Here is a 25,472-nt window from a genome sequence, read left to right as displayed (position 1 = left end):
TTATTTCGAGCGTGCTTGCTCCACTGTTCTCATTGAATGCTACTCTTGTAGTGGCTCCTCCACGGGGGATTCCTGCCGTGGCGGTCACTGCTATCCGTCCGTCTTCCGGTGCGGGCGGGGCAGATTGTGGTAACTCGTTACTACATCCTATGGCCGCACCTGCAAGCATGCTTGCCAAGAGGCCGGATAAAAGTGTCTGTTTCTTCATATTGCTTGGTTATTTAGTACTTATAATCATAATAATCTCAGCAGCTACTGCTCCACGGTCAAAATATCGTTTATCAAGTCTTCCAATTCGCTGGTGGAGGCGGCACCATAGCTTCGCCCTCTGCGGGCGGTGTTCAGGGGCTGTATCGGCATGTCGGATGTTCCTCCGCCACCCGGGCTGCCTGCAATCACACTTTCGCTTTCCAAGGGGATCACCTCTATAGTGGGAGGTATGTACTGCTGTCTTGTTTTCTGTTCCATAACTGCTGATAATTAGATAATTAATGGATAAATAGCGGGGTGTCCATTAAACGTTCGTTTAATGGACACCTTTTCCCTCCTTTTCTATATCTTGATAGAAGGAGATAGCTTATACTTTGAGCAGCAACGAGATATTACTACAGAAAAAAGGCAGGGATTGTAACAGTAAGAAGAAGAAAAACCCTATATTTGCAGCGTGCAATAAACGAACGTTTAATGAACGCCTTACCCCTCCTAATTATCTTATTTTCCGACAATTACTATCCTTTTTCTGTCCTAAGGTAATTTATTCACGGTTTATGCTGTCATTCAGAGCAACGCTATGCTCTGAATGACAGATACTCAGAAGCCCCGGCTTTATCTGGACCGGACTTCCCTCCTCATAAACAAAGTATACGAAAGAGCAAAGCAGACCACCGTTGCAGCAATCAGTCCCGTAAGCTGTGGCCATACCACCAAGAGGCTCTGTCCCAGCGGAAGAGGACTTGGAATAGCCCCTTGAACCTGCTCCATAGTCAGCGGTCCGAGGCTCCTCACGGAAGGCATCAGCAAGGTAGTGGTTGCCTCATTGAACAGCTCACTCGGTGCCAGCCTCATCAGCCCGAGGATAAACTTCTGATAGCCGATGACCTGATAGGCAGATGCCATCTGCGACGGGCTCAGTGCCTTCGCCACCAGATTGACAATCATCGTATAGAACACACTGAAAAAGAGCCACACCGCCACCGATGCCAAAGCAGACGTAGCCGCCTGGCGGAAACAAAGCGAAAACAAGATAGACAGATTCAGCCAAAACGCCACATAGAAGATGCTGACGATGATAAAGAAGATAATGCGCCAGAACTCTTCAGCCGTGGGAGGAATGCCGATAGCTATCAGCCCGCATCCCATCACCAGGAAGCAAAGCACAAACAGCATAACGCCTATCACCATCAACGCAGCCACAAACTTGGCATTAATGATACAGTCGCGATGAATGGGCTGGGAAAGCATACGGCTCAGCGTCCCCTTGTTCTGCTCCGAGTTTACGGCATCAAATCCTAAAGCAATGCCCAGCAACGGCCCCAGGAAGTTGATGAACAGCACGAAAGAGGGCAGAGTCCCGTCGGATGCCGTGAACAGCTTCAGGAAAAGGAACGATCCGTCCGGATCGCCCGGCTTTATGGCCGCACCGATGTTGGTGAGGGATGTATAGAGCGACCCCATACACGTAAGTACGATGATTCCCATCAGAATAATGAATCGCCAACTCTTCACGTGATCGGAAATCTCCTTGTTGACGACCACCCAAAAAGGATAATTGACTTTGTTCATGCCTTCTCCCCTCCTTCCTCTATATATTGGTTATATATATCGGCCAGTTCTTGCTTCTTGTCCTTCAAATCGGCCATGTCTATCAGCGTTATCAGCTTGCCGCCACAGAACAGGCCTACGCGGTCGCACACCTTCTGCACCTGGTCCAAATGGTGGGAGGAGAACAAGACAGTCAGCCCCTCTTCCCTGCTCAACTGCCGGATGAGTTCGATAAACTCGTGGACGCCGGAAGGGTCGATGCCTGAAGTCGGCTCGTCCAGGATGATGATTTCGGGATTCTTTATAAGGACATCGGCCAGTCCCAGGCGCTGCCGCATGCCGCGGGAATACTTTCCGGTCTTCTTTGCCAACTGGTCTTCAAGGCCCACGCGCTTCATCAGTTCGAGCGCTCTCGCCCGCGCTTCGGCATCGGGGATGCCGTTCAGCCGTGCCGTGTAAATCAGGTTCTCCGGTCCGGTCATATCATCGTAGAAGCCTACGTCTTCGGGCAGGTAGCCGATCTTTCTTTTCACCTCGATGGGATGCCGGGTAGAGTCTATGCCGCAAATCTCGACAGAGCCCGATGTAGGTTCCGTCAGCCCCAGCATCATCAGGATGGTGGTTGACTTGCCGGCACCGTTCGGACCCAGCAACCCGAAAATTTCTCCTTTCCGAATACTCAGGCAGATACGGTCGACAGCAGTAAACCGACCATACTGCTTGGTCAAGTCGGTCAATACAATCACTTGTTCGCCCATACCTCTACCTCCTTCCATATTTACGGAACAGATAGCAAACGGCGCCCACGGCAATAATTATAATCAATACGCCCACCCATCCCCATATCATCGGGGTCTTCACTGCGATACGGAATTGTGCATCTGCATTCACTTCGGGAGTCTTCGCCATCATGGTGGTCACATAGTCGCCGGGCAGTGCTTTCTTGGAGGCTTTCAAGGTGGCCGTCACCGTTGTGGTTTCTCCTGCCTTGAGCATATCTATCTTCGAGGGTTCAAAAGACACTTCCCAGTCAACGGGTTTATTGGCAGACATCTGGATATCTTTCAGCAAGGAAGAGCCGGTATTCTTCACGTTCAGTTCAATGCGTTTCGTGCCTCCTGCGGTTACGTCAGCACTCAGCAGGCCGCGAGGAGTGGTGAGTTCCATCTGGAAAGAGCCGGTCACCACAACCTCCAGTTCCAGTTCGGCCGATGTGGTGCCGGTGGCGGCGCGTACCGGGATTTTATAGCTGCCGGCTTCCACATTGGCAGGCGGAACGATTTCGATGCTGACATTCTGAGTGCTGTTGGCTTCTACCTGGGCAGAAGTGGCTTGCTTATAATTGGGCTTGAACACGACGTTCCATCCTCTGGGAGCATTGGCCATCAATGCATACAATTGCTGGTCGGAAGTCTGATTTTTCAAGGTGGCGCTGAAAGTAAAGGTCGATTTGGAATTGCCCTGCATGTTGGGCTGGTCGGTGGTAAATTCAGTCTGATAAGTTCCCTGCTGGGCAACGGTGATCTCCAGCGGAAGTTGGGTTTCTCCGGCAAATACAGTGAAGTGATAGTTCCCCTTATTGACTTTCAACGGAACCTCTACCTTCAGATTAAAACTTTTCTTCTCATTGGGAAGCACGGAAAGCTGGCTGAGGCTCCATCCGCCCGACTTTATCTCGTGCTTCCAACTGCTTGACAAACCGCTGACAGAAAGATTGGCATTGGTCAACTCGCCTGTGTTGTTTATCAGATCAATGCTGTAATCTACAGACGCTCCGGGCGATACGGAGATTTTTGTGTAAGGAGTGTACAGAATCACGCTTTTAGGATTATTAGATTCATCAGCGTGTACATCGTTCAAGGGAAGAATGATTCCCAATAACAGAGCTAACAATAAAATACAATTTGTTCTCATAGTCATAAAAAAGTTCTTATGTTGATTTGATATGAATATTGCCCAATTTGTGCTTGCAAAAATAAGGGATGAGTATATTAGCTGCTGTTAAAAGAAACAAAAAAGATTTAGAACGACAACCGCATCGTACAGCGTATGCCTCCTGTCTGTATGCCCGGATTGTCGCGGTAGTTCAAACGCCAGGCATAGTCGATGCGAAGAAACTTGAAGATGTTCTCTATGCCGACACTCGCTTCCATGTAAGGAGCCTTGCCCATTGTGAAAGAATCGTGGGGGAAGAGGTACAGGCCGTTTCCTCCGTTTGCCGGGTTGTTCTTCTCCGTCAGGTGTCCCCACAAACCACGGAAACAGAATACTTCCCTCCACTTCAGCTTCTTGACGAGAGGCAGGCGGTTCAGAAGATTACCGTTCAGGTAGTAGGTCAAATCCCAGGACGCGTATTCATCGTTGATAAACTCCAGGGCATTCATGTTCGTATAAGCCTCGGGTTGGATGGTATAGGTCAGGTTGGCATTGGGCAGAATCAGTAACGGATAGGGCACCGCACTCCACACCTTTCCCGCCTTGGCAATGACGTCGAGGTAACCGAAAGCAGAGAACCAGAAACGCTTCTGGATGCCGATGTCGGTACGCTGGTAGTTGTACGACGAACCCAGGAAGTTCTTTGCCGCCATGGTATGGCTAAAGTTGAATATCAGGGCATCGTACGTGATGGGGATGCGTTCGTTACGCGTCTGATAGAACTTCTCGTTCCTTCCGTAACGAAACTTGAATTCCAGTTCCGTCATGTCATAATGATTGACGGGAGTGACGGTGGCGTCCGGGGCAATGCGGTGGAACTCGGAATATTTGGTGGAATACTCGCGGAAGGCACGGACGACGGCGCCGTAGCCGATGCCGTTGTAATGCTCGCGGTAGTAGGTCAGTTCGCCACGACGCAGGTAAGTGGCACGGGTGTCCTTCATGCGGCGGATGGAAAGCATGAAGTTATCCTTATTGGTGTACATGTATTGCTGTCCCAACTGATTGATATCGTACATATATTCCAGGCGGATGGAATGTACCGGAAACTCCTTGCGATACTCCTTGCGGTCATTGAACGAGTATTCTACCAGGGCATCGTACTTGAACACTTCGTCGTGGGTGCCATACGCCATATAGCCGTCGAAGAAGAGGCGCTTGCTGAAGCCTACGGCGGTGGTTCCGCCGGTACGGAGACGAAGGCCCTCGATGTTGTTGCCGCTGATGGTGGTATTCATCGGGCCAAACTCAAACTTGTTTCTTTCCGGGTCCTTATTCGTGGGAATATAGCCCGACACGAGAGTCGATACTACCTTCTCCGTCACATAAAAGACCGGAACGGAGCGCAATCTCGTCATCAGTTCCCCGACGGAATTCGGGTTCCTGCGGACAGCCTCCTCGGGGCGGCTGTCTGCCCAGAATTCATTCGGTTGGCGGTAGGCGTCCTTCCGCGTGATGACGGGGGCGCTTTCGCGGAAGATGACCATTTGCTCCTCGTCCGGCTCGTCGAAAGAGTGATTGCTGTAGATGTTCAGGCGACGGGCATACATACCCTTTGACTTCTCACTCAGCTTGAAGTTCACCTCGATGTCGTCTTTCGTAATGATGCGGGTACTGTCCGCCGCCCGCTCGAAGTTTTGTTCGATGGTCATGCGCGAAACAAAGTTCAGGTTGATGTTTCGGGGAACATTCAGGATGACTTTCTGAACAAAGTACGTGGAGTCGAGCGCAACGTACAGATGTCCCGTGAAGCCGAACGTTTCTGAGTTGAAGGGGGCGAATCCCAGGTCTACACACGGTTGCTTATTTACATTCAGCGTGTCCAGCAGATAATACTTATAATAGTTGGGCCCCATGGTGGAAAGCGGGCTGACGAAGCGTTGCAGAAACAGGGGGATGTCGTTCTGGAAAATATCGACTTCGCGGAACACTTCGTTCAAGAACTGCTGAATGCCGTCGCGCGAGAAAATCTCGTCCACGCCGGACGACTGGCTTCCCCTTACGACGCGCTTCTCCGACCGCGGGTTCCTGCGAAAATATACCGTTTCTACTTTCTCTCGCTCCGAAACCGGAAGAATGGTGGTACCGGCATCGAGTGTATCGACAAACTCTACCAGGAAATCGAACTTACCGGACTTGCCGTTCTTCTTGGGCTTGGGCTGATACTCGTTCATGGCGAAAATCATCTTGCCGTACTCGTCGTAGCGGAAGTAGTCGTGATTGCGGGGGTCGTTGCTACGCCGGCGATTGATGACTTGGCGCACAAAGGCGACGGCAGGGTTCTCTTTCTTGCTGTAATGCTCGCGGCCCGGCTTCACGGTTACTTCGCCCAATGTGATTCCGCTTGGCGCCAGCTGTATCTTCAACTCATTGGTCCGTCCCGGGGTAATCCTCAATTCTTTGGTGTCATATCCCAGATACGATACTTGCAGCAAGCCGCCCGTACTCGGAGCGAAGAACGAGAAATTTCCATCGCCATCGGTAGCGGCGCCAATGCTTGTCCCTTTCAAGATGAGGGAAGCGTATGGCAGGCCTTCATCTGTAATCGAATCGGTCACAAGACCCTTTATGGTTATATTTTGTCCGTTAGCCATTCCTGTAATGAACAGGGACAATAGTAAAACAACAATCTTTTTCCTTATCATAATTCCTATCCTTTTATTTTTTAGGGGGATGCAGAAACTTATTCTGCCAAGCCTGATAATAGTCGGGCTTGTCCACCATGAGCTGCCCCGCAGGGTCGATAAACAACTGGATGGTGCTCCCTTCGGCACAGAGCCGGTTGTCACTTTCGCGGTACACGCGGTAGCTGTAGTCGAGCCGGGCACCGGGTTTGTAGACGTAACGTGTATGTACGATGGCTACGTCGTTAATGACGAGCGGCGCATAGTACTTGAGGTGAAGGTCGTAGATGGGAGCGTAGATGCCGGAGCGCTGCATATCGGCATAGCCTATACCGGGATAGTGACGCCCGAAGGACTCGCGCCCATCTTCGAAGTAGGTGACGTATGAGCCATGCCACACCCGTTGCATCGAATCAATCTCACTGAATTTTACCTGCACGCGGCAGACGTCTTCAAGCTCTTCCATCAGGAGGGGAGATTAAAAACGCTGTCGCTGACGGCGGCGTCAAACGCATAGTCGGAGAAGTCGTACTGAGTGTAGTTCTCCCCTTTTCCATTCAGGCGCATGCTGCGGAGTTCGCGGGAGTGAAGGTCTACGGTCAGTACGAACGAGGTGAACATCATCCGGCGACGAGACTTGGCATCGGACGCCGTAGGGGTGATGGTGAACACACAGAGGTTGCCGTTCCGGGTCATCTTCACGTCCGCCACTTCGGCCAGGGCATTGTCGGGAGCAGTATCCGAGGTAAGGGTTTCGATAACGATCTGAATGGTCTCGAACGGATTGGCACCCCGGCCGCGGGCAACGCTCTTTTTGCCATCGGCCACGCGGGTGAAGATGTTACCGTCTTTAAGCAATATCTCGCGACCTTCGTCGAGAGTGATGCACATGCGGGCGGGTTGCTTGAAGTAGAAATGCCCACGGGCAGTACGGTCCGCAGCTACCGCGGCGCTGTGCTGGGTTTGGGTGACGGCAGCTGTCAACGTGTGAATGCCTTTGTACCGTTCCATGATGTTGCGAACCTCGGTTTGCTGTGCCCGCAGAGGGGCACAGATAAGAATGAGGGTAATAAACAAGGTATATATTTTTTTCATCTGCTGTTATGTATAAAGTCCTCCATTGATTGAAATCACACTGCCGGTGATGTATCCGGCGCCGGGCGAAGCCAGGAAGCCTACCGCCTCCGCCACTTCTTCGGGAGTGCCGAAACGGTTGGCGGGAATGGTCTTCTTCAAAGCTTCTTCATCGAGGCCTTCCACCATGTCCGTTTTGATAAAACCGGGAGCAACGGCATTGACGGTGACGTTCTTGCGTGCCACCTCTTGTGCCAAGGCTTTTGTGGCGGCTATGATACCGCCTTTTGCAGTGGAATAGTTCGTCTGTCCCGGCATTCCCTTCAGGCCGCTGACGCTTGCCATATTGATGATGCGGCCGAATCGATGTACCAGCATAGGTTGCAGCAACGGTTGCGTCACGTTGTAGAAACCGCCGAGGGTAATATCGAGCACCCGGCTCCACTCTTCTTCGGCCATAAACGCCATGACGTTGTCGCGGCGGATGCCGGCATTGTTCACCAGCACTTCGATATATTCTTCCGGATGAGCCTTTTCCCACGCTTCGATAGCTTCGTGGGTTTGTACACGGTTGCTCACATCAAACTTCAATATCTCGCCATCCTGGCCGGCTTGCCGCACCAGTTCAAGGGTATTCTCGGCCTCCGCGGTGTTGGTTGCATAATTTATAATGATGTGATAACCCATCCGGGCCAGTTTCACACAGACAGCACGGCCTATGCCGCGGCTGCCTCCGGTTACTAATGCATACTTCATTGTCTTGTTTCTTTTTAATTCTTTACTATATTCCATATTTGCTCCTTCCCCAGTATCTCCGCACAGGTGAAGAGCGCTGTCATTGTCACACCATGCAGCCCATGCAACATAAGGTTCTGTCCTGTAAGGAGCAGGTTGGGAATGGGAGTACGCGGTGAAAGCAAGGTCATTACCGGATCTCCGAAATCCTTGCGCAGCCCGTAGGCCGAACCTTGGGGAGTACAGGTGTAATCGCGATAAGTAAGCGGAGTGCTGCTATAGCGCCCGGTAATCATATCGCCAAGACCGGGGATAAACCGTTCGGCCAGTATGATGCACTCATCGGTCATACGTTCCTTCATGGCTTTATACTCGTTGCCACGATGGTTCACTGTCGTATGGTTCCACTGTTCGCACTTGCTCCAAGTCATCGGAGTGAGCAAATCAATCTGCCGTACATACTCACTGCCGTCTTCGGGCACGCGGCAACTTACCAATACTCCTTTCACAGGACCGTCTTCCTGATAGAAAGTCCATACATCGGGCTCTTTATAGATATATTGGTTCCAGTTGAAGTATTTGAGGGTATTCGGCTTGATACAAAGCGATACGGTGAACATGCCGAAGGTATTCTCCAAACGCTCCATGCGGTGCCGGTAGATTTTCTTCATCCTGTCACTCTGCTTCACCAGCCCACAAGTGACGGCAGGATGAATATCGCTGATGAAAGTATCGCCTTCATAGCTTTCACCGTTCGAACATACCGCATACGCCAGTTTCCCGTTCTTCTCCACCAGCTCCTGCACTTCGGCATTGCAGATAATTTCGCCGCCACGACTGCGGATGTCTTCTGCCAGCGAATTCACTATCAACGAACCATCCCCCTTCAGTCGCCAACTGCTTTCAATAAAACTGCTGTTGCCATGAGCAAACGTAAACAGCGGAAGCGACTCGCGCCGCAACTCCATCTTCAATGAAGTGCCGCTGAGCACGTTTATCAACAACGGGTCACGGAAAGTCTCCGCCAGATACCCGTAAGCACTCGTCTCAAACAGCCCGGAAGAGAAGGAATATCCTTCTCCGTTTTGAGGATTCAGAGCGTCGAACTGCTGCTCGTCAACCCGCTTCAGCATGTCTGCATAGCGGTGCAATGCAACACGTTCGGCAGGAAAATCCGCAGCAAGCGTATTTACAAACTCATCATACCCCTGTGCAAAGGCAAAGGTACGGTCACCGATAGTCACCCGGTCGAAGTCTGCATCCAGGCGTTGCCACGGAAGGTTCAATAATCCCAAGTGGTTGAAAACGGCATGCAGTGACTGTTCCTCATCCAGCCCGCCCACATAGTGGAATCCTGTATCGAAAGTCAGTCCTCGGCGCTTATAGCTCTGGATGCACCCACCGGCTTGCGCTCCCCTCTCCAAGAGAAGAACGCTCATGCCGGCACGCGAAAGGATGTGGGCACATTCCAGTCCGCCAAGTCCGCTACCTATAATAACCACCTCGTACTTCATTTCTTATTCTTATTAATCATTCTGAATATGGCAGGCTGCACCACGTATGATATCACCACCGCAGCAATCATACCCACCAGTGTGGAAAATCCTACAGACCGAATGGCAGGATGCTCGGCAAACAACATGGAACTCACGGTAACAATCAGAATCACCGCACTAAAGAAGATGGCCGTTTTGTGATATCCCAACAAGCGGCGGTTCTTCTCGCCGTCAATAAGTCCGCTCATGACGAAGATGCTGTAATCCACTCCTATACCAAAGATAAAGGTCGAGATGATGATATTGATGAGATTGAACCGCACATCGAAAATCACCATTGATCCCAGCACGATCAGCCAACTCAGCAGAATGGGCATGAAACCGAGCAACGTATGCTTGATGTTGAAACGGAAACTGAAGAACAGCACGATAAGCACGAACAGCATTGAAATCCATTGCAACACGTTGAAGTCCTCGTTCAGTCCGATGAGCGTGTCCGTAGTATAATAGTAGGTGTCGAGCACAAGCAGATTGGGCTGCGAAGCCACGGCATCACAGATGCGGTGGTAGTCACTGTCCTTGCTGCGTATGGAGTCGTTCGCGCACCGGACGGAGGTAAAGCACAAGTAGTCGTCGTTATAGGACTGCTCCATCAAAGTGGATTGGTAACCTTTCGGAATAAGGCCTGCCTCATAGAGGGCATCAGGTTCATAATCGGCAGTGGCAAACTCGAAGAAAGCGTCGAATGCTTCGGGACGAAGACCGGCTTGCGGAGCTGTTTTACCGATAAGGCTGCGTACCCGTTGCAAGCGTTCGTCTGTCCAGAATTCCTTCCAGGCATCAATGCGTTGCTGTTGTACTCGTAACGGTACAAAAATCTGATCGGTATGCGTATAGCTCTTCACCAGTCCGGCCCACTGTAGCGAATCCAGCTTGTTTGCCATATTGGAAAAGTTCTCAATAGCCTCTTCCATCGTCGCCCCCGAACTGGCAAAATACTTTTGCTTGTCGCCGGTATGGGTCTTGGCACGAAGCAAGTCCTCCGAGTATGAAACATTTTCGGCCCTATAGCCCAGGTTGTGCATATCAGCATCAAATCGGGTGCCGCCTGCAATGTAGAACGCAATACAGACCACTACGGCAGCAAGTATAACGAGCAGCAACGGCTTCTTGCGGTCGAACGGGTAGTTATTGATACGGTCTACAATGGCAAACGCGCGGCGGTTCACCTTGTTCTTCTCCGGATTGAGGAATTGCGGCAGATAAATAAGGCTGAAAGCCGTAGTACCCACAATGGCAAAAGCAGCAAACAATCCGAAGTCCTGCAAGAGTTCCGTCCGAATGAAGATAAGTCCCATGAAAGAACCGATCGTAGTAAGACATCCCAAACAGACCGGTTTCACTTCGTCGCGCAAGACTTGCTCCGGATCACTGACGTACTTATAATGCGTAATGATGTGCAGCACATAGCTGAATGCCACTCCCAGCACAACGGCTCCAATGCCAAGTGCCAGCAGCGAGAACTGCCCCTTGATAAAGTACATGGCAGCCAGCCCGAAGAGGGTGCCGAACACCACCGGCAGCAACAGCAGCGGTATGGTATCGTAGTTGCGGAAGCAGATGAAGATAAACAGCAGCACCAGCACCAACGCCCCGATAATCGTCCCCTTCAAGTCGGCCTTAATCCGCGATGCATTATAGAATCCGCTGGCAGGAGTGCCGTGATAGCTGATTTTCACATCAGGGACAGAAGCAGAGAACTGCTCTATCTGCTCATTCAGCAACCGGAACAAAGCCGAACCCTGCCCCGTATTGGTGGCCGAATACATGGGAGTGATGAATGCCATGCACACCGTAGAGTCCCGGACAAAGATATGTCCGTCGATAGTTTTGTAACTGCCACTTGCGCCATCCGTCAAAGGCTTCAGCTGTTCCATCAGCACGCTGCGCAGTCCCACAGGATCCATCTGTATCAGTTCGGGGAACGCCGTTCCTACCGGGCTCAACAAGTCATCACGATTGGTCTGCATCTGTCGGGTCATGTGCTCGTAAGTGAGCATCGTGTCCAGCCGGCTATAAGCGGCGGTATCGATATAAACCGGAAGGTGGGCACTCAGATAATCGATGGCATCCAGCATCAGGTCATCGGGCAGTTTGTAGAAAACATCTCCAATCATCTGCTGCGTTGAGTCCATAGCTGCATTCCGGGTTTCCAACGAATCGATGAAAGCATCGCACGTTTCGGCGATATGTTCCACAGAAGCCCCTTCCCTACCCTCGAAGAGCAGGAAAGTCTTGTCCTTGATACGCAGGTTGGCAAAAGCCAGCTTGGTGGTGCCGTCCTCGTTTTTGGAGGAAGGCATCAGCTTGTTGATGTCTTCCTCGAGATATATCTGCGAAGCAAAATATCCGAAAAAGGCATATAGGACAATCATCGACACCCAGAAGGCGGCGCGGTGGTTGCGGAAATAACGATAAATCTTAATACAGAGCTGTGTCATACAATCATATCTCCTTTATATTCCATATACGTCCTTTCAGCATCCGCTATCCGGGCTGTAACGGTGAATCCTTTGTCGGTAGGCAAAAGGCTGAGAATTACATCCACTTCGGGACAAAGGGCAGGTGAAGCAACGGCAGTCAAGCGGCATTGTTTGATGGTGCTTATCAGCAGCCTCTTGCCTGTCAGCAACATGGCACATTCCTTGATGGTTTCGATATTGCAGACACCCGGACTTACGGGATTGCCGGGGAAGTGGCCGCGATAGACATCGCAATCGGGCAAGAGGGCAATGCGGTAGACCGCATCCAGTCCATCCACCTTCGCATCCAGTATTTTATAATATTTGTTTTCGAACAGCATAGTCAAGTAGTTTATTCAATCATTGGGTTGAATGAAAATCTTCATTTGCGTATCAGCCACTATTTCATCCGCGATGCGGGTTTCACCGGTTATGATAGTCACACCGGCCATTTCGGCTCCCATCGTAATAGTAGTGTGCAATTCTTCTCCCGGTTGTGGGCGGCGATAGCAATGGAACTTTTTCACTTCACCGATGTATCCCACAGGAGGATCGGTTGCACCTGCACTTATGGCTCTATATCCGGCGAAGGCAGAGGCCGACTGGGCTATATGCTCTATAAGCCCGGGTTCAGCCAGTAGTCCTTCTTCGTCGATAAAGTAGTTGTCGGTCCTGACGGTGAGGCCGGTTACAGCCACCTCCTCCCTCACTTCTATCAGCTCGTCGACCATCACAATAGGGTCGCGTTGCGGAATGAGGCGCTCTATCTCTATATATTTCATTCTGCCGGCAAGTGTGCCTCTATGTAGTCATAGAGATTGTTGAACGTCTTGATTTTAGGCAAGTCTGCCGCAGGAACCTTTACTTTATAAGTGTATTGGATGATAGCCACGAGGTCTACAAGGCTAAGGCTATCCAGAGAAAGTGTTTCCTTTATATCTGCGTCGGGAGTAAAAACGCTCAATTCAACTTCAAATTCTTCTGCCAACACGGCATTTACCTTTTCTACAATCTTTTCACGTGTCATAATCTATCTTTTTAGTTTTGTTTTAGTTCTTGTTTCTACTATATATTCTTCACAATAAGAGTTGAGTTCGTCCCACCGAATCCGAATGAGTTGGAAAGGAACAGATCGAAATGCGCTTCCCGCGTTTCCGGCACTATATTAAGGCAAGCTGTTTCCTCATCGGGGTTCTCAAAATTGATGTTTCCTGCGATAAAATTATTCTTCATCATCAACATGGAGTAAATCAGTTCGCTGGCTCCCGCCATCCACATCTCGTGTCCGGTCTGGCTCTTGGTGGATGTCACCGGCGGGCGGTAGTCGCCGAATATCTGTGCGATGGCCTGCGCTTCCCGGGCATCACCGATGCGTGTTGAAGTGGCATGGGCGTTGATGTAACCTATCTGGCGCGGATCTATGCCGCCATTCTTCAGGCACAATTCCAAAGAACGGGCAGGACCCGCCACATTGGGAGTGGAGATGTGGTCGCCGTTACCCGAGAATCCCCAACTTACGATTTCGGCAAGTATGGGAGCGCCTCGTTTCACAGCGTGCTCATAACTCTCGATAACCACCGTTGCCGCACCGCCTCCGGGTACCAGGCCGTCACGGTCGCGGTCGAACGGGCGGCTCGCCTTCGTGGGTTCGTCTTCGCGTATAGAGAACGACTGTATGCCGTCGAACGAAGCAACACTGTACAAGTTGGCTTCCTGGGCACCGCCACAGACTATGCAATCCTGCAAACCGTCGCGTATCAGGAGGTATGCCAGTCCGATGGACTGTGAGCCTGAAGCACAAGCAGCGGAAGCTGTCAAATTTATGCCACGCAGTTTGAATAAACAGGCAAGGTTCATTGTTACAGTAGAGTTCATTGACTGGAAGATAGAGCCACTGCCGCAAGCGGATGTATCTTTAAACTCGCGGAACTTGTCGAGCGCATGCATGGTAGCCTCAGCCACAGAGTCGTTGCCGTAGATGATGCCCACTTCGTGTTCATTGATATAGTCCTGGTCCAGTTTGGCATTCTCAAGAGCCGCACGGGTAGCCATGTAGGCATATTGAGCTTCTTCGGGCATGAATTGCCGTAGATTGCGCGGAATGAACGGTTTGAGGTCAGGATGCTCTATTTCGGCACATAAGGCAGAGCGAAATCCGGCATCCTTACGCTCTTGGCTGAAAATGATACCGCTCTTTCCGCTATACAGCGAATCGCGTACTTCTTCGAGTGTCTTTCCAAGGCACGACCATATACCCATACCTGTAATCACTACTTTTCTTTCCATATCTTTTATCGTTTTTATGTTAGCTTCTTCTTATAACATCGTCTTCTTTTAGTGAAAGTGGGATTCAGAGGTTTCCATTGTGTCAGTTCCCTCATATTGTTCTCCAGTTGCGGCCCCGTCTCGGCTCGTGTGAAGTGACACTTATTATAAATAGGTATAAGGTCTGCAAAAAACAATGCATTCACACCCAGTCCCTGATAGTCGGGGCGTACAGCTATCAGAAGCAGTTCCGCTGTATCTTCCCTCTTCCACTTCAAGGCACGGAGCAGATGATACCATCCGAAGGGGAGAAGCTTTCCCTTTGTCTTTTGCAACGCATGCGAAAGACTGCCCATGGTTACTGCCGCGCCTATTACTTCACCGTTCTCGTTCTCTATGACGGGTAATAATTGCTTGTCTATCAGCGGTAAATACCGCTTTATATATAAATCTATCTGTTTATCCGAGAGTTCTGTATAGCCAAAGAGAGGTGCATAAGCCACATTCAGCAGATCGAATATTTTCTTGCCATATCCACGCCTTGAAATATCGGCATTGCTCAGTTTCCTGACATGCAGCCCAAACAGTTCTCCTGCCAGTTTCGATACACGGGCATACTTCGGAGGAATTTCCCGGGGGATGTCAATGGCAACCTGTACCCAATCCACCTCTTTCTCATATCCCAAATTTTCCATGTGTTTAGGATAATATGGAAAGTTATAGATGGTTATCATGGATCCTATTTTATCAAAATCTTCAACAAGCATTCCTTCCTTATCAAAGTCAAAAATACCCATTGGGCCTTGTATACAATCCATGCCCTGCTCTTTGCCCCATTGTTCCACAGCTGCCAACAAAGCCGCCGACACTTCCAGATCATCGATAAATTCGATAAAGCCAAATCGAACATTTTTCGTTTTCCATTTTTCGTTAGCGCGATGGTTGATAATACCAGCTATGCGACCAACTGTTTCTCCTGCAGCATTATATGCTACAAACGGCTGTATTTCGGAACATTCCGATCCTACGTTCTTTTTTGGGTTGAGTGAATCAATAATATCCATATTCAAGTCAGGGACGTAGTATTGGCAGCCGGCATACAGCTTAGCTGCAAACCTCACAAAATCGTTCATTTCACGTTTTGTCTCGACCTTTTTTACTCTGATATTTTTCATACTGGGAACAAAATTATGAAAACTTATTCTAACAGCAAATGAGTGAAATGAAGATGCGACTAATGGATTATTAATGGAGAAAAATAGAATAGTCATAAAGAAATGAATGGCGATTTAAGACTATTCTATATTCTCCAGCCCGATGAGTAATATAGGTTACGAACAGATGAATTCTTTCTTTTATACCTTATTATATCAAATAATTGTAGATATTTGCAGCCTGATAAAAGTGTTTTCCGAATTTAATTAAATGATTTACGAGATTCATAATGAAACTAAAACTGGCATTTACTATTCTACTATTATGCTTCTTTCCCCTTTTACTCTCTGCCCAAAGGTACACGGTGACCGGCAAGGTTTCCGACGGCAAGACAGGAGAAGCTTTGATAGGAGTATCTATCCACCTCAAGGCTCAACCCTCCTATGGAACCTTGACAGACACCAAGGGAAATTATTCGTTGACCCTTCCCAAAGGAGATCACGTCCTGCTTTTCAACTATATGGGCTATGATCCCCGGGAAGTGAAGGTCTCTCTTTCGGGCAACATAAAAAAAGATGTAACCATAAACCAGGCATCCATGCAACTGGATGAAGTAGTAATCACCTCCAAACGGAAGGATGCCAATGTCTCCAGCGCTCAAACCGGAGTGACGCAAATGGAAGTGCAGCAACTGAACAAGCTCCCTGTGTTGATGGGCGAGCGCGACATCATCAAGTCACTGGAGCTGATGCCCGGCGTAAAGAGTGCCGGTGAGGGAAACAGCGGATTCTTTGTCCGTGGCGGTACGGCTGACCAAAACCTGGTGATGCTCGACAATGTCTCCGTCTACAACGCCTCTCACCTGATGGGCTTCTTCTCCACCTTCAACTCGGACGTGCTGCGTGACGTGGCCCTCTACAAAGGTCCCATCCCCGCCCAATACGGCGAGCGCCTCTCTGCCATACTCGACGTGCAGCAACGCAACGGAGATATGCAAGACTATGGCGTATCGGGCGGCATCGGGCTGATTTCATCGAAAGTAAACGTGGAAGGCCCTATACAGAAAGGCAAATCCTCCTTCCTGCTGGGTGCCAGGCGCACGTATGCCGATGCCATAGCTCGCTTGTCGGGAATTGAGGAAGCCCAGAATGCCTACCTTTATTTCTACGACTTGAACATGAAACTCTACTTTGCCCTCTCGCAACGGGATCAAATCTCGGTATCCGGTTATCTGGGACGCGATAAGATGGTGATGAAAGACGTAGCAAGTATGGGATGGGGAAATGCATTCCTGAATGCCAAATGGAGCCGCCTCATGAGTCCCCGATGGTTTTCTATGACTTCATTGCAATACAGCCGGTATTCCTATTCGGCCGAAATGGATATGGGCATGGATATGAAAGGCGATGCAAAAATAGACGATTACGGCATCCGGCAGGAATTCAGATACCAGCCCAGTAGCAACAGTACCTGGCGTATGGGATTCCAATCTACTTACCACGATCTGGCCCCGGGCGACTATCAGACGGAGTCTGATGTAAAGAACACCCTCAACCTGCATCACCGATATTCATGGGAAAATGGTCTGTACATCTCCAACCAACTGAAACTGGGGCAGCACCTCGAGATACTCTACGGCTTGCGCCTGTCTATCTTCTCAGCACTGGGCAAAGGAGAATATTACGAGCTAGATGAAAACAAAGAAGTAGTAGACAGCCTATGGTACGGCGCAGGCAAGTTCGTAAAGACCTACGTCAACCTCGAGCCCCGTTTGTCCGCAGTCTACCGGCTGAATGATGCTTCGTCCGTCAAAGCATCCTATGCCCGCACCGTACAGAATATGCATCTGCTCACCTACGTCAATATGGGGTCTCCGTTCGACCGCTGGACTTCGAGTTCCAATAACATCAAGCCCCAAGTGGCCGATCAGTTCACCATAGGTTACTTCCGCAATTTCAAGGACAATACTTATGAATTCAGCGTAGAAGCATATTATAAGGATATGCGCAACCAGATAGACTTTAAAGACCATGCCGAGTTTCAAGGTTACGACGTAATCGATACCGAAATACGCACAGGCAAGGGACGCGCCTATGGCATTGAGTTCATGTTCAAAAAGCGAGTGGGACGTTTCAACGGTTGGGCAAGCTATACACTGGCAAAATCGGAGAAGAAGATAGACGGCATCAACCACAACCAGTGGTACAACGCCTATCAAGACCGGACGCACGACATCTCCCTGGTTGGCATCTACGAACTCAGCCGGAAATGGACGCTCTCTGCCGCATGGGTCTACTACACGGGAAATGCCATCAGCTACCCCAGCGGGAAATACCAGATTGACGGCAAAGACGTGATGTATTATGCCGAAAGGAACGGCTATCGGGCACCGGCCTACCACCGTCTGGACCTGGGCGCCACCTGCCTGCTGAAGAAGACCCGGAAGTTTGAGTCCGAGCTTGCCTTCAGCCTCTACAATGCATACGGAAGGCGTAATGCCTACATGATTCAGTTCAAGACGAACGAAGACGACCCGAGCAAGACTTCCGCCTATCGTTATTCGCTATTCACCTATGTGCCCTCCATATCCTGGAACTTCAAATTTTAATGCTGTATGAATAAACAAACTATACTTACGCTAACGTCGGCCTTCGTGTTGGCCGCCTCCTTCGCTTCGTGCGAAGACATTATCGACGTGGATTTGCATTCAGTGGAACCGGAACTGGTTATCGAGGGCACCGTCCGCATGGGCGAGCCTGCCGAAGTGCTGATTACAAAAACCAAAGACTTTGACGCGCCCAACGATTATCCGCCCGTGACGGATGCAGTGGTAGTGATTTCGGACGATGATGCAGGAAACCGGGAAACGCTCTTCCCCAACCAGGACGGAAGGTATGTGGCCGCTTCCATTCAGGGCACGGAGCGCCATACATACCATCTGTCGGTGACCTACGGGGGGCTTGAATATACCGCCACCACCTACATGCCGCCCCGGGTGGAAATAGACTCGCTGACGCTTTGGAAACTCCCGGTAAAGGATATTCCCGACCCGCAAATTCATTTCGTAGACCCGGCAGGCGAAGAGAACCAGTACTACCGCTATGTATTGCGCATCAACGGCAAGCAACCGTTGCTGCAAGACCGGCTGGAAGACAAGGTGCTTTCCACCGAGAACATGGACGGTATCGTCATTCGCCTACCCTTGTTTATCAATTACGAGAATAGCGGAAGGGATGATGACCCCGTAAAGCAAGGCGACGTGGTGACGGTGGAGATGCAATGTCTGGACAAAGACGTGTACCGCTTCTTTGAAACTTTGTACGACGTGGGGAGCGCCATGGCAAACCCGGTCAGCAATATCAAGGGAGGGGCATTGGGCTACTTCGGCGCCTACTCGTTTACATCGAAGGATGTGGTGATGGAGTGGGACGAATAGAAATATAGCCAATAAGCATTTTCTGTTTAATAGGGGGAGTACTCCGCAGGGAGAGCCCCCCCCCTTCCTATCCTATGCTTTATAGAAATTATTTCAACCCCAGTTTCTTCTTTACCAATAGCATCACATTTTCTGCATTGTCAGCATCAAAAAGAATAAACTCCGGCTTCATATTATATATATAAGTAAAACCTTCCTCTTTTCCCACTGCCTTGATTGCATCCATAGCTTTAGACATAATCGGTTTAAACAAATCATCCTGAGTTTTTTTCAGATCATTCGCAGCAATCTCCTCAAAACGCTGAATTCTTTCCTTAAACTCCTCCAATTCCTGAGTTTTTGCGGTCCGGATGACATCAGACATTTTGTATAAATTCTTGGAATAATCATTCATCCTCTTTTTATATTGCTCTTGCAAATTTTTCGATTCCTTATCTACTTCCGCCTGCTTATATTCCAAAGTCTTCTTTGCAGCAACCGTCTCGGGCATGGACTGAATTAATTCCTGAAGGTCTATATGTCCCAATCTCACCTGTTGAGCTGAAACACTCATTGCAGCCAATGCAAATGCTATAACTGCAATCAATTTAATTGTATTCTTCATAATTCTTTGTTTTGTTTATTCTATTATTTATCTGTTTATCTTCTTCTACCCTCAATTAGCTAAAACATAATTTCATAGACTCGCACAAAAATAACAAAATAAAACTAATTACCATTCTCAAATATAAAAATCTTAATTACATTGTCATCAATAATGAGGCACATATTGCATATGTCATATTCACCTGCATCAGGAGCCATATCCCCTTTTTCATTCCGTTCAAGATCCACAAGACAAGGTGCTTTCCACCGAGAACATGGACGGCATTGTCATTCGCCTGCCCTTGTTTATCAATTACGAGAATAGCGGAAGGGATGATGACCACGTAAAGCAAGGCGACGTGGTGACGGTGGAGATGCAATGTCTGGACAAAGACGCGTATCGCTTCTTTGAAACTTTGTACGACGTGGGGAGCGCCATGGCAAACCCGGTCAGCAATATCAAGGGAGGGGCATTGGGCTGCTTCGGCGCCTACTCGTTTACATCGAAGGATGTGGTGATGGAGTGGGACGAATAGAAATAGACTCAGCCATGCTTGGTATACGACTTAATTACACTACCTTTGCGACAAAGATGACAATCATACAGGATGATTAGTACAATCATGTAGGATGATTGCCATAATCATGTGGGATGATTGATACAATCATTATACATGATTGTAGTATGAGTAACGGCATCGGCCTGACACAGCTACGGCATCAGGCCAGTTCAGTCACGGCATCGGCCGGGCTCACCGATTAAGAAAGGAGGAAAAAACAAATGGCATTTTACAAAAAACAGAAACAAAAAGGAAAATGGTATCCCAGAGCCGTCACCAAAGGGCGGCCCTACACGACGGACGACGTTGCTGCTCGACTGTCGCTCATCTCCACCGTGAGCCGGGGAGACACGTATGCCGTATTGGCAAATCTGGGTGACGTACTGGCGGGCATGATGAGTGCAGGACGGTCGGTACGGCTGATGGGTGTGGGCACGTTCTACTGCACATGCCAGGCCAACGGGCGGGGAGTGGATACGCCCGAAGAGGTAAATCCGGGACAGATAACGTCCGTGCAGGTGCGCTTCATCCCCGAGTATAGCCGTGGGCAACGCGGACAAGTGACGGAGCGAACACTCGTAGACCCACAGATGGAATGGGTGGATGTGGACGAACTATAGAAAGTAGACAGCACATCGGAGCATAGAAAAAAGCCCGGCTCTACATCTTGTTGATGTAAAGCCGGACTTTTTTCTTTATAAACCGTTGATTTTCAACGCTTATTGCGGAGAGGGAGGGATTCAAACCCCCGGAACCTTTCAGTTCAACGGTTTTCAAGACCGCCGCAATCGATCACTCTGCCACCTCTCCAAAACTCCTCTTTCAAGAAGTGCTTTCCGTTGAAAGCGGTGCAAAGGTACAAATCATTTTTAATTCTGCAAACTTCCTTTCTCTTTTTTCATGAATTAATCGTACTTTTGCGCCCATGATATATCCACAGAACTTTGAACAGAAGATAGGTTTCGACCAGATACGCCAGTTGCTGAAAGAAAAGTGCCTCAGCACACTGGGCGAAGAACGAGTGACGGACATGGCTTTCTCCGACCGCTACGGCGAAGTGGAAGAACGCTTGGACCAGGTCAGCGAGTTTCTCCGTATACTCCAAGAGGAAGACAGCTTCCCCGCACAATATTTCTTTGATGTACGCCCGTCCTTGAAACGGATACGGATAGAAGGCATGTACCTGGACGAGCAGGAGCTATTCGACCTGCGCCGTTCGCTGGAGACGATACGCGACATTGTCCGTTTCCTACAAAGAAACGACGACGATGAAGAAAGCGCCTCCCCCTACCCTTGCCTGAAAAGACTGGCAGGAGACATCACCGTATTCCCGCAACTCATTGCGAAAATAAACAGCATCCTCTCCCCTTATGGGAAGATAAAAGATAATGCCTCCAACGAACTGGCACGCATCCGCCGGGAACTGGCCGCTACGATGGGAAGCATCTCCCGCTCGCTGAACAGCATCCTGCGCAGTGCCCAGTCCGAAGGCGTAGTAGATAAAGACGTAACGCCCACCATGCGCGACGGCCGACTGGTGATTCCCGTTGCCCCCGCACTGAAACGAAAGATCAAAGGCATCGTGCACGACGAGTCCGCCAGCGGCAAGACCGTCTTCATCGAGCCTGCCGAGGTAGTAGAAGCCAACAACCGCATCCGCGAACTGGAAGGAGACGAACGCCGGGAAATTATCCGCATCTTGTCGGACTTTTCCAACCAACTGCGTCCAGCCATCCCCAACATATTGTTGTCGTACGAATTCCTGGCCGAAATAGACTTTATACGTGCTAAAGCCCTGTTTGCCGAACAGATATCCGGATTGAAACCTGCTTTTGAGAACAAGCAGATATTGGACTGGACGATGGCAGTACATCCGCTTCTGCAACTCTCCCTTGCCAAGCACGGCAAGAAAGTAGTGCCACTGGACATTGAGTTGAACGAGCGCCAACGCATCTTGATCATCTCCGGTCCCAACGCCGGCGGTAAGTCCGTCTGCCTGAAAACGGTAGGATTGCTGCAATACATGCTGCAATGCGGCCTGCTCATCCCGATGCACGAGCGCAGCCACGCCGGAATATTCAGCAGCATATTCATCGACATCGGTGACGAGCAGTCCATTGAGGACGACCTGAGTACATACTCCTCGCACCTGACGAACATGAAAAACATGATGAAGAATTGCAACGAACGCAGCCTCATCCTGATAGACGAGTTCGGCGGCGGTACGGAGCCACAAATTGGCGGTGCCATTGCCGAAGCCGTGCTGAAGCGCTTCAACGAGCGGAAAACATTCGGTGTCATCACCACGCACTATCAGAATCTGAAGCACTTTGCCGAAGACCATGAGGGAGTGGTAAACGGCGCCATGCTGTACGACCGCCACTTGATGCAGGCCTTGTTCCAGCTTCAGATAGGCAATCCCGGAAGTTCATTCGCCGTGGAGATTGCCCGCAAGATAGGTTTGCCGGAAGACGTAATAGCCGATGCATCGGAACTTGTAGGCAGCGAATATATCAATGCCGACAAATATCTGCAAGACATCGTGCGCGACAAACGCTACTGGGAAAGCAAGCGCCAGACCATCCGTCAGCGTGAAAAGCACATGGAGGAAACCATCGCCCGCTATCAGACCGAAATCGAAGAGTTGCAGAAGTCCCGCAAAGAGATTCTGCGAAAAGCCAAAGAAGATGCCGAGCAACTGATGCAGGATGCCAATGCCCGCATCGAAAATACCATCCGCACCATCAAGGAAGCCCAGGCCGATAAAGAGAAGACACGCCAAGCACGCCAGGAGCTGACCGACTTCCGCCAATCCATGGAGGCCCTTGCCAACAAAGAGCAGGAAGACAAGATAGCCCGCAAAATGGAAAAGCTGAAGGAGAAACAGAACCGGAAGAAAGAGAAGAAAGCCAACAAAGGTACCGATACCGGTATGTCTGCCCAGGCCCTGGCCGAACAGCAGGCACGGAAAGAAGCCGAGCGTCTGGCAGCCATCGTCCCCGGCTCCACCGTCAGGATAAAGGGGCAAAGCTCAGTAGGCGAAGTGATGGAAGTAAACGGCAAGAATGCCGTGATTGCCTTTGGAAGCATCAAGACCACCGTCAAACTGGACAGACTGGAACGCACTAATGCACAACCCAAGCAGGTGGATGTTTCTACCAAGAGTACCTATATCAGCACCCAAACGCAAGACAGTATGTACGAAAAGAAGTTGCACTTCAAGCAAGACATCGACGTCCGTGGTATGCGTGGCGACGAAGCCCTGCAGGCTGTAACTTATTTTATTGACGACGCTATCCTGGTGGGCATGTCGCGAGTGCGCATTCTCCACGGTACGGGCACAGGCATCCTGCGGACACTTATCCGGCAATATCTTGAGACAGTATCCGGGGTAAGCCACTATGCCGACGAGCATATACAATTCGGCGGTTCGGGCATCACCGTCGTAGACTTGAATTAATCTGAAATCATAAATCTAAAATCATAAACATATGAAATCAATCAAAGAACTCTACCGCATCGGTACCGGCCCATCGAGCAGCCATACCATGGGACCACGCAAAGCTGCCGAGATATTTCTGGGCAGACATCCGGAAGCTGCATCCTTCCAAGTAACCCTATACGGTAGCCTCGCCGCCACCGGCAAAGGGCACATGACCAATGTTGCCATCACCGAAACACTGCAACCGGCCGCACCAGTAGAGATTATCTGGGAACCCAAGATATTCCTTCCCTTCCACCCCAACGGCATGAAGTTCGTATCTCTGGACAGCGAAGGCCGCGCAACCGACCAATGGACCGTGTTCAGTGTAGGCGGCGGTGCCCTGGCGGAAGAAAACGATGGAGCGACCTCTGTCAATACCCCGGACGTATACGAGATGAACAGCATGACCGAAATCCTGCAATGGTGCGAACGTACCGGAAAGAGCTATTGGGAATACGTCAAAGAGTGTGAGGAAAGTGATATCTGGGATTATCTGCAGGAAGTATGGGAGACGATGAAGGCTGCCGTAAAACGTGGATTGGAACAGGAAGGCGTCTTGCCCGGCCCTCTGAACTTGCGCCGTAAGGCCTCCACCTATTATATACGTGCCAGCGGATACAAGCAGTCGCTCCAATCACGCGGACTGGTATTTGCCTACGCGCTTGCCGTCAGCGAAGAGAATGCTTCGGGAGGTGTCATCGTCACTGCACCCACCTGCGGTTCGTGCGGAGTAGTGCCCGCCGTACTTTATCACTTGGCCAAAAGCCGCGACTTCAGCGATATGCGTATCCTCCGCGCCCTTGCCACAGCAGGATTGGTAGGAAATATCGTAAAGAGGAATGCCTCCATCTCGGGTGCAGAAGCCGGATGCCAGGCAGAAGTAGGCGTAGCTTGCTCTATGGCCTCTGCTGCTGCCAACCAGTTGTTCGGAGGAAGTCCGGCACAGATAGAATACGCCGCAGAAATGGGATTGGAACATCACTTGGGAATGACGTGCGACCCGGTTTGCGGATTGGTGCAGATCCCTTGCATCGAGCGTAATGCCTATGCTGCGGCACGTGCTCTAGATGCCAATCTCTACTCTTCCTTCACCGATGGCATGCACCGGGTGTCTTTCGACAAAGTGGTAGAGGTAATGAAGGAAACCGGAAACGACTTGCCTTCTCTTTACAAAGAGACGAGTGAAGGAGGGTTGGCTAAAGATTATAAGCCGATGTAAACAGGTATTTACAAGACCGGCAATTATATGATAAAAGCGGCAATGTTTCTGCAAAACAAAACATTGCCGCTTCTTTTTTATTTATCAGTCACTACATATTGCTTACGGGCCAGTGCGTATCATCTTTACCCGTAACATCCCTTGTCTGCATCAGGTTGCCATCTTCCGAGTAGAACAACTGATATTCTGTCTTCCCATTTTCCACTTCAATGACATATTGAATAGGTTGTACCGGGTATTCAAGCATATCAAAGTCATCCTTCTTCCAAGTGGCATATTCACTGTTATTGAAAGAAGTCTGTACCGCTCCGGGCAGATCATTCCAATAAATCTCAAATTCCGTCAACTGCCATTCTGCCTTCGCATTGAACCAGACATCTATATCCTTGCCGTCCATCTTGCAGTCTGCTACATAATAAGAACCTTTCTGTTCCCACTCTACATCTGTTGCAGAAGGATATTTGGTTTTCAAGGCTTGCGACAGAGCCTCAGGAACCTTTATATGATCCTTGTCATCATCGTCACTACATGCACTGAATGCCAGCGTAGCAATAAACATCATTGCTAATATACGAATCTTCATCATTTGTCTATCAAATTTTTGGTTAAACATACACTACC

Annotated in this window: 24 protein-coding genes and 1 tRNA gene; 6 read left to right on the top strand and 19 right to left on the bottom strand. The window is 49.9% G+C overall.

The genetic code is table 11. The features are described 5' to 3' along the window. The 16 genes from AAE250_RS18420 to AAE250_RS18345 all read right to left on the bottom strand — a co-directional run. On the bottom strand, positions 1-208 hold a 208-nt coding region (locus AAE250_RS18420; protein ID WP_342289242.1), incomplete at its 3' end, for a hypothetical protein. 44 nt (positions 209-252) lie between these two features. Then, a complete protein-coding gene (locus AAE250_RS18415; protein WP_294600675.1) occupies positions 253-468 on the bottom strand; it encodes a hypothetical protein in 216 nt (71 codons plus the stop codon). Positions 469-825: 357 nt separating this feature from the next. After that, the gene (locus AAE250_RS18410; protein WP_294602275.1) at positions 826-1,782 is read right to left on the bottom strand and encodes an ABC transporter permease; all 957 of its coding nucleotides are present in this window, start codon (positions 1,780-1,782) and stop codon (positions 826-828) included. Further along, entirely contained in the window at positions 1,779-2,519 is a 741-nt protein-coding gene (locus tag AAE250_RS18405) for an ABC transporter ATP-binding protein (protein WP_294602373.1), read from the bottom strand. The genes AAE250_RS18410 and AAE250_RS18405 overlap by 4 nt, the downstream gene beginning before the upstream one ends. A 4-nt stretch (positions 2,520-2,523) precedes the next feature. Next, positions 2,524-3,681, bottom strand: a complete 1,158-nt coding sequence (locus AAE250_RS18400) for a COG1470 family protein (protein WP_294602277.1) — start codon at positions 3,679-3,681, stop codon at positions 2,524-2,526. 101 nt (positions 3,682-3,782) lie between these two features. Then, positions 3,783-6,338 carry a DUF5686 and carboxypeptidase-like regulatory domain-containing protein gene (locus AAE250_RS18395; protein ID WP_294602374.1) on the bottom strand — a complete coding sequence of 852 codons (2,556 nt, stop codon included), beginning with the start codon at positions 6,336-6,338 and terminating at the stop codon, positions 3,783-3,785. Positions 6,339-6,354: 16 nt separating this feature from the next. Further along, positions 6,355-6,786: an acyl-CoA thioesterase gene (locus tag AAE250_RS18390; RefSeq protein ID WP_294602279.1), complete on the bottom strand. Its 432-nt coding sequence runs from the start codon at positions 6,784-6,786 to the stop codon at positions 6,355-6,357. Beyond that, entirely contained in the window at positions 6,786-7,415 is a 630-nt protein-coding gene (locus tag AAE250_RS18385) for a LolA family protein (protein WP_294602282.1), read from the bottom strand. Before AAE250_RS18385 ends, AAE250_RS18390 begins: the two co-directional genes overlap by 1 nt. A 6-nt stretch (positions 7,416-7,421) precedes the next feature. Continuing rightward, complete coding sequence (gene fabG, locus AAE250_RS18380; protein WP_294602284.1) at positions 7,422-8,150, bottom strand: 3-oxoacyl-ACP reductase FabG; 729 nt, start codon at positions 8,148-8,150, stop codon at positions 7,422-7,424. Between the two features lie 14 nt (positions 8,151-8,164). Continuing rightward, positions 8,165-9,643: a phytoene desaturase family protein gene (locus AAE250_RS18375; RefSeq protein WP_294602285.1), complete on the bottom strand. Its 1,479-nt coding sequence runs from the start codon at positions 9,641-9,643 to the stop codon at positions 8,165-8,167. After that, positions 9,640-12,126 carry an MMPL family transporter gene (locus AAE250_RS18370; protein ID WP_294602286.1) on the bottom strand — a complete coding sequence of 829 codons (2,487 nt, stop codon included), beginning with the start codon at positions 12,124-12,126 and terminating at the stop codon, positions 9,640-9,642. The genes AAE250_RS18375 and AAE250_RS18370 overlap by 4 nt, the downstream gene beginning before the upstream one ends. Continuing rightward, positions 12,123-12,488: a beta-hydroxyacyl-ACP dehydratase gene (locus AAE250_RS18365; RefSeq protein ID WP_294602287.1), complete on the bottom strand. Its 366-nt coding sequence runs from the start codon at positions 12,486-12,488 to the stop codon at positions 12,123-12,125. The genes AAE250_RS18370 and AAE250_RS18365 overlap by 4 nt, the downstream gene beginning before the upstream one ends. Positions 12,489-12,503: 15 nt before the next feature. Further along, complete coding sequence (locus tag AAE250_RS18360; protein ID WP_294602288.1) at positions 12,504-12,929, bottom strand: beta-hydroxyacyl-ACP dehydratase; 426 nt, start codon at positions 12,927-12,929, stop codon at positions 12,504-12,506. Continuing rightward, positions 12,926-13,174 (bottom strand): acyl carrier protein, encoded by a 249-nt coding sequence (locus AAE250_RS18355; protein ID WP_294602290.1) that lies wholly within the window; start codon positions 13,172-13,174, stop codon positions 12,926-12,928. Before AAE250_RS18355 ends, AAE250_RS18360 begins: the two co-directional genes overlap by 4 nt. A 38-nt stretch (positions 13,175-13,212) precedes the next feature. Continuing rightward, complete coding sequence (locus AAE250_RS18350) at positions 13,213-14,433, bottom strand: beta-ketoacyl-[acyl-carrier-protein] synthase family protein (RefSeq protein WP_294602293.1); 1,221 nt, start codon at positions 14,431-14,433, stop codon at positions 13,213-13,215. Positions 14,434-14,447: 14 nt separating this feature from the next. Then, positions 14,448-15,587 carry an N-acetyltransferase gene (locus AAE250_RS18345; protein ID WP_294602295.1) on the bottom strand — a complete coding sequence of 380 codons (1,140 nt, stop codon included), beginning with the start codon at positions 15,585-15,587 and terminating at the stop codon, positions 14,448-14,450. A gap of 269 nt (positions 15,588-15,856) precedes the next feature. On the opposite strand from AAE250_RS18345, the gene AAE250_RS18340 reads away from it, so the two are divergent. After that, positions 15,857-18,175 (top strand): TonB-dependent receptor, encoded by a 2,319-nt coding sequence (locus AAE250_RS18340; RefSeq protein ID WP_294602298.1) that lies wholly within the window; start codon positions 15,857-15,859, stop codon positions 18,173-18,175. 6 nt (positions 18,176-18,181) lie between these two features. Continuing rightward, positions 18,182-19,003 (top strand): DUF4249 domain-containing protein, encoded by an 822-nt coding sequence (locus AAE250_RS18335; RefSeq protein WP_342289240.1) that lies wholly within the window; start codon positions 18,182-18,184, stop codon positions 19,001-19,003. Between the two features lie 88 nt (positions 19,004-19,091). On the opposite strand, the gene AAE250_RS18330 is transcribed toward AAE250_RS18335, so the two are convergent. Then, positions 19,092-19,607 carry an OmpH family outer membrane protein gene (locus AAE250_RS18330; RefSeq protein WP_294602303.1) on the bottom strand — a complete coding sequence of 172 codons (516 nt, stop codon included), beginning with the start codon at positions 19,605-19,607 and terminating at the stop codon, positions 19,092-19,094. A 238-nt stretch (positions 19,608-19,845) separates the two neighbouring features. Between AAE250_RS18330 and AAE250_RS18325 the strand changes: the two genes are divergently transcribed. Further along, positions 19,846-20,124, top strand: a complete 279-nt coding sequence (locus AAE250_RS18325) for a hypothetical protein (RefSeq protein WP_294602305.1) — start codon at positions 19,846-19,848, stop codon at positions 20,122-20,124. Between the two features lie 245 nt (positions 20,125-20,369). Continuing rightward, complete coding sequence (locus AAE250_RS18320; RefSeq protein WP_294602308.1) at positions 20,370-20,768, top strand: HU family DNA-binding protein; 399 nt, start codon at positions 20,370-20,372, stop codon at positions 20,766-20,768. Positions 20,769-20,873: 105 nt separating this feature from the next. Here AAE250_RS18320 and AAE250_RS18315 read toward each other — a convergent pair. Further along, positions 20,874-20,958 (bottom strand) — tRNA-Ser (locus AAE250_RS18315). A gap of 115 nt (positions 20,959-21,073) precedes the next feature. Here AAE250_RS18315 and AAE250_RS18310 point away from each other — a divergent pair. Continuing rightward, positions 21,074-23,608 (top strand): endonuclease MutS2, encoded by a 2,535-nt coding sequence (locus tag AAE250_RS18310; RefSeq protein ID WP_294602312.1) that lies wholly within the window; start codon positions 21,074-21,076, stop codon positions 23,606-23,608. 31 nt (positions 23,609-23,639) lie between these two features. Beyond that, positions 23,640-24,851 carry an L-serine ammonia-lyase gene (locus AAE250_RS18305; protein ID WP_294602315.1) on the top strand — a complete coding sequence of 404 codons (1,212 nt, stop codon included), beginning with the start codon at positions 23,640-23,642 and terminating at the stop codon, positions 24,849-24,851. Positions 24,852-24,942: 91 nt separating this feature from the next. Here the strand turns inward: AAE250_RS18305 and AAE250_RS18300 are convergent, their stop codons facing one another. Further along, the gene (locus AAE250_RS18300) at positions 24,943-25,437 is read right to left on the bottom strand and encodes a PepSY-like domain-containing protein (RefSeq protein WP_294602318.1); all 495 of its coding nucleotides are present in this window, start codon (positions 25,435-25,437) and stop codon (positions 24,943-24,945) included. Positions 25,438-25,472 lie beyond the last annotated feature (35 nt).

It is taken from the genome of Bacteroides sp. GD17 (assembly GCF_038448625.1).
In the GTDB taxonomy this organism is placed as follows: domain Bacteria; phylum Bacteroidota; class Bacteroidia; order Bacteroidales; family Bacteroidaceae; genus Bacteroides.
Note: the sequence above shows the minus strand (reverse complement) of the source record. Positions and strands in the feature narration are given on the sequence as shown.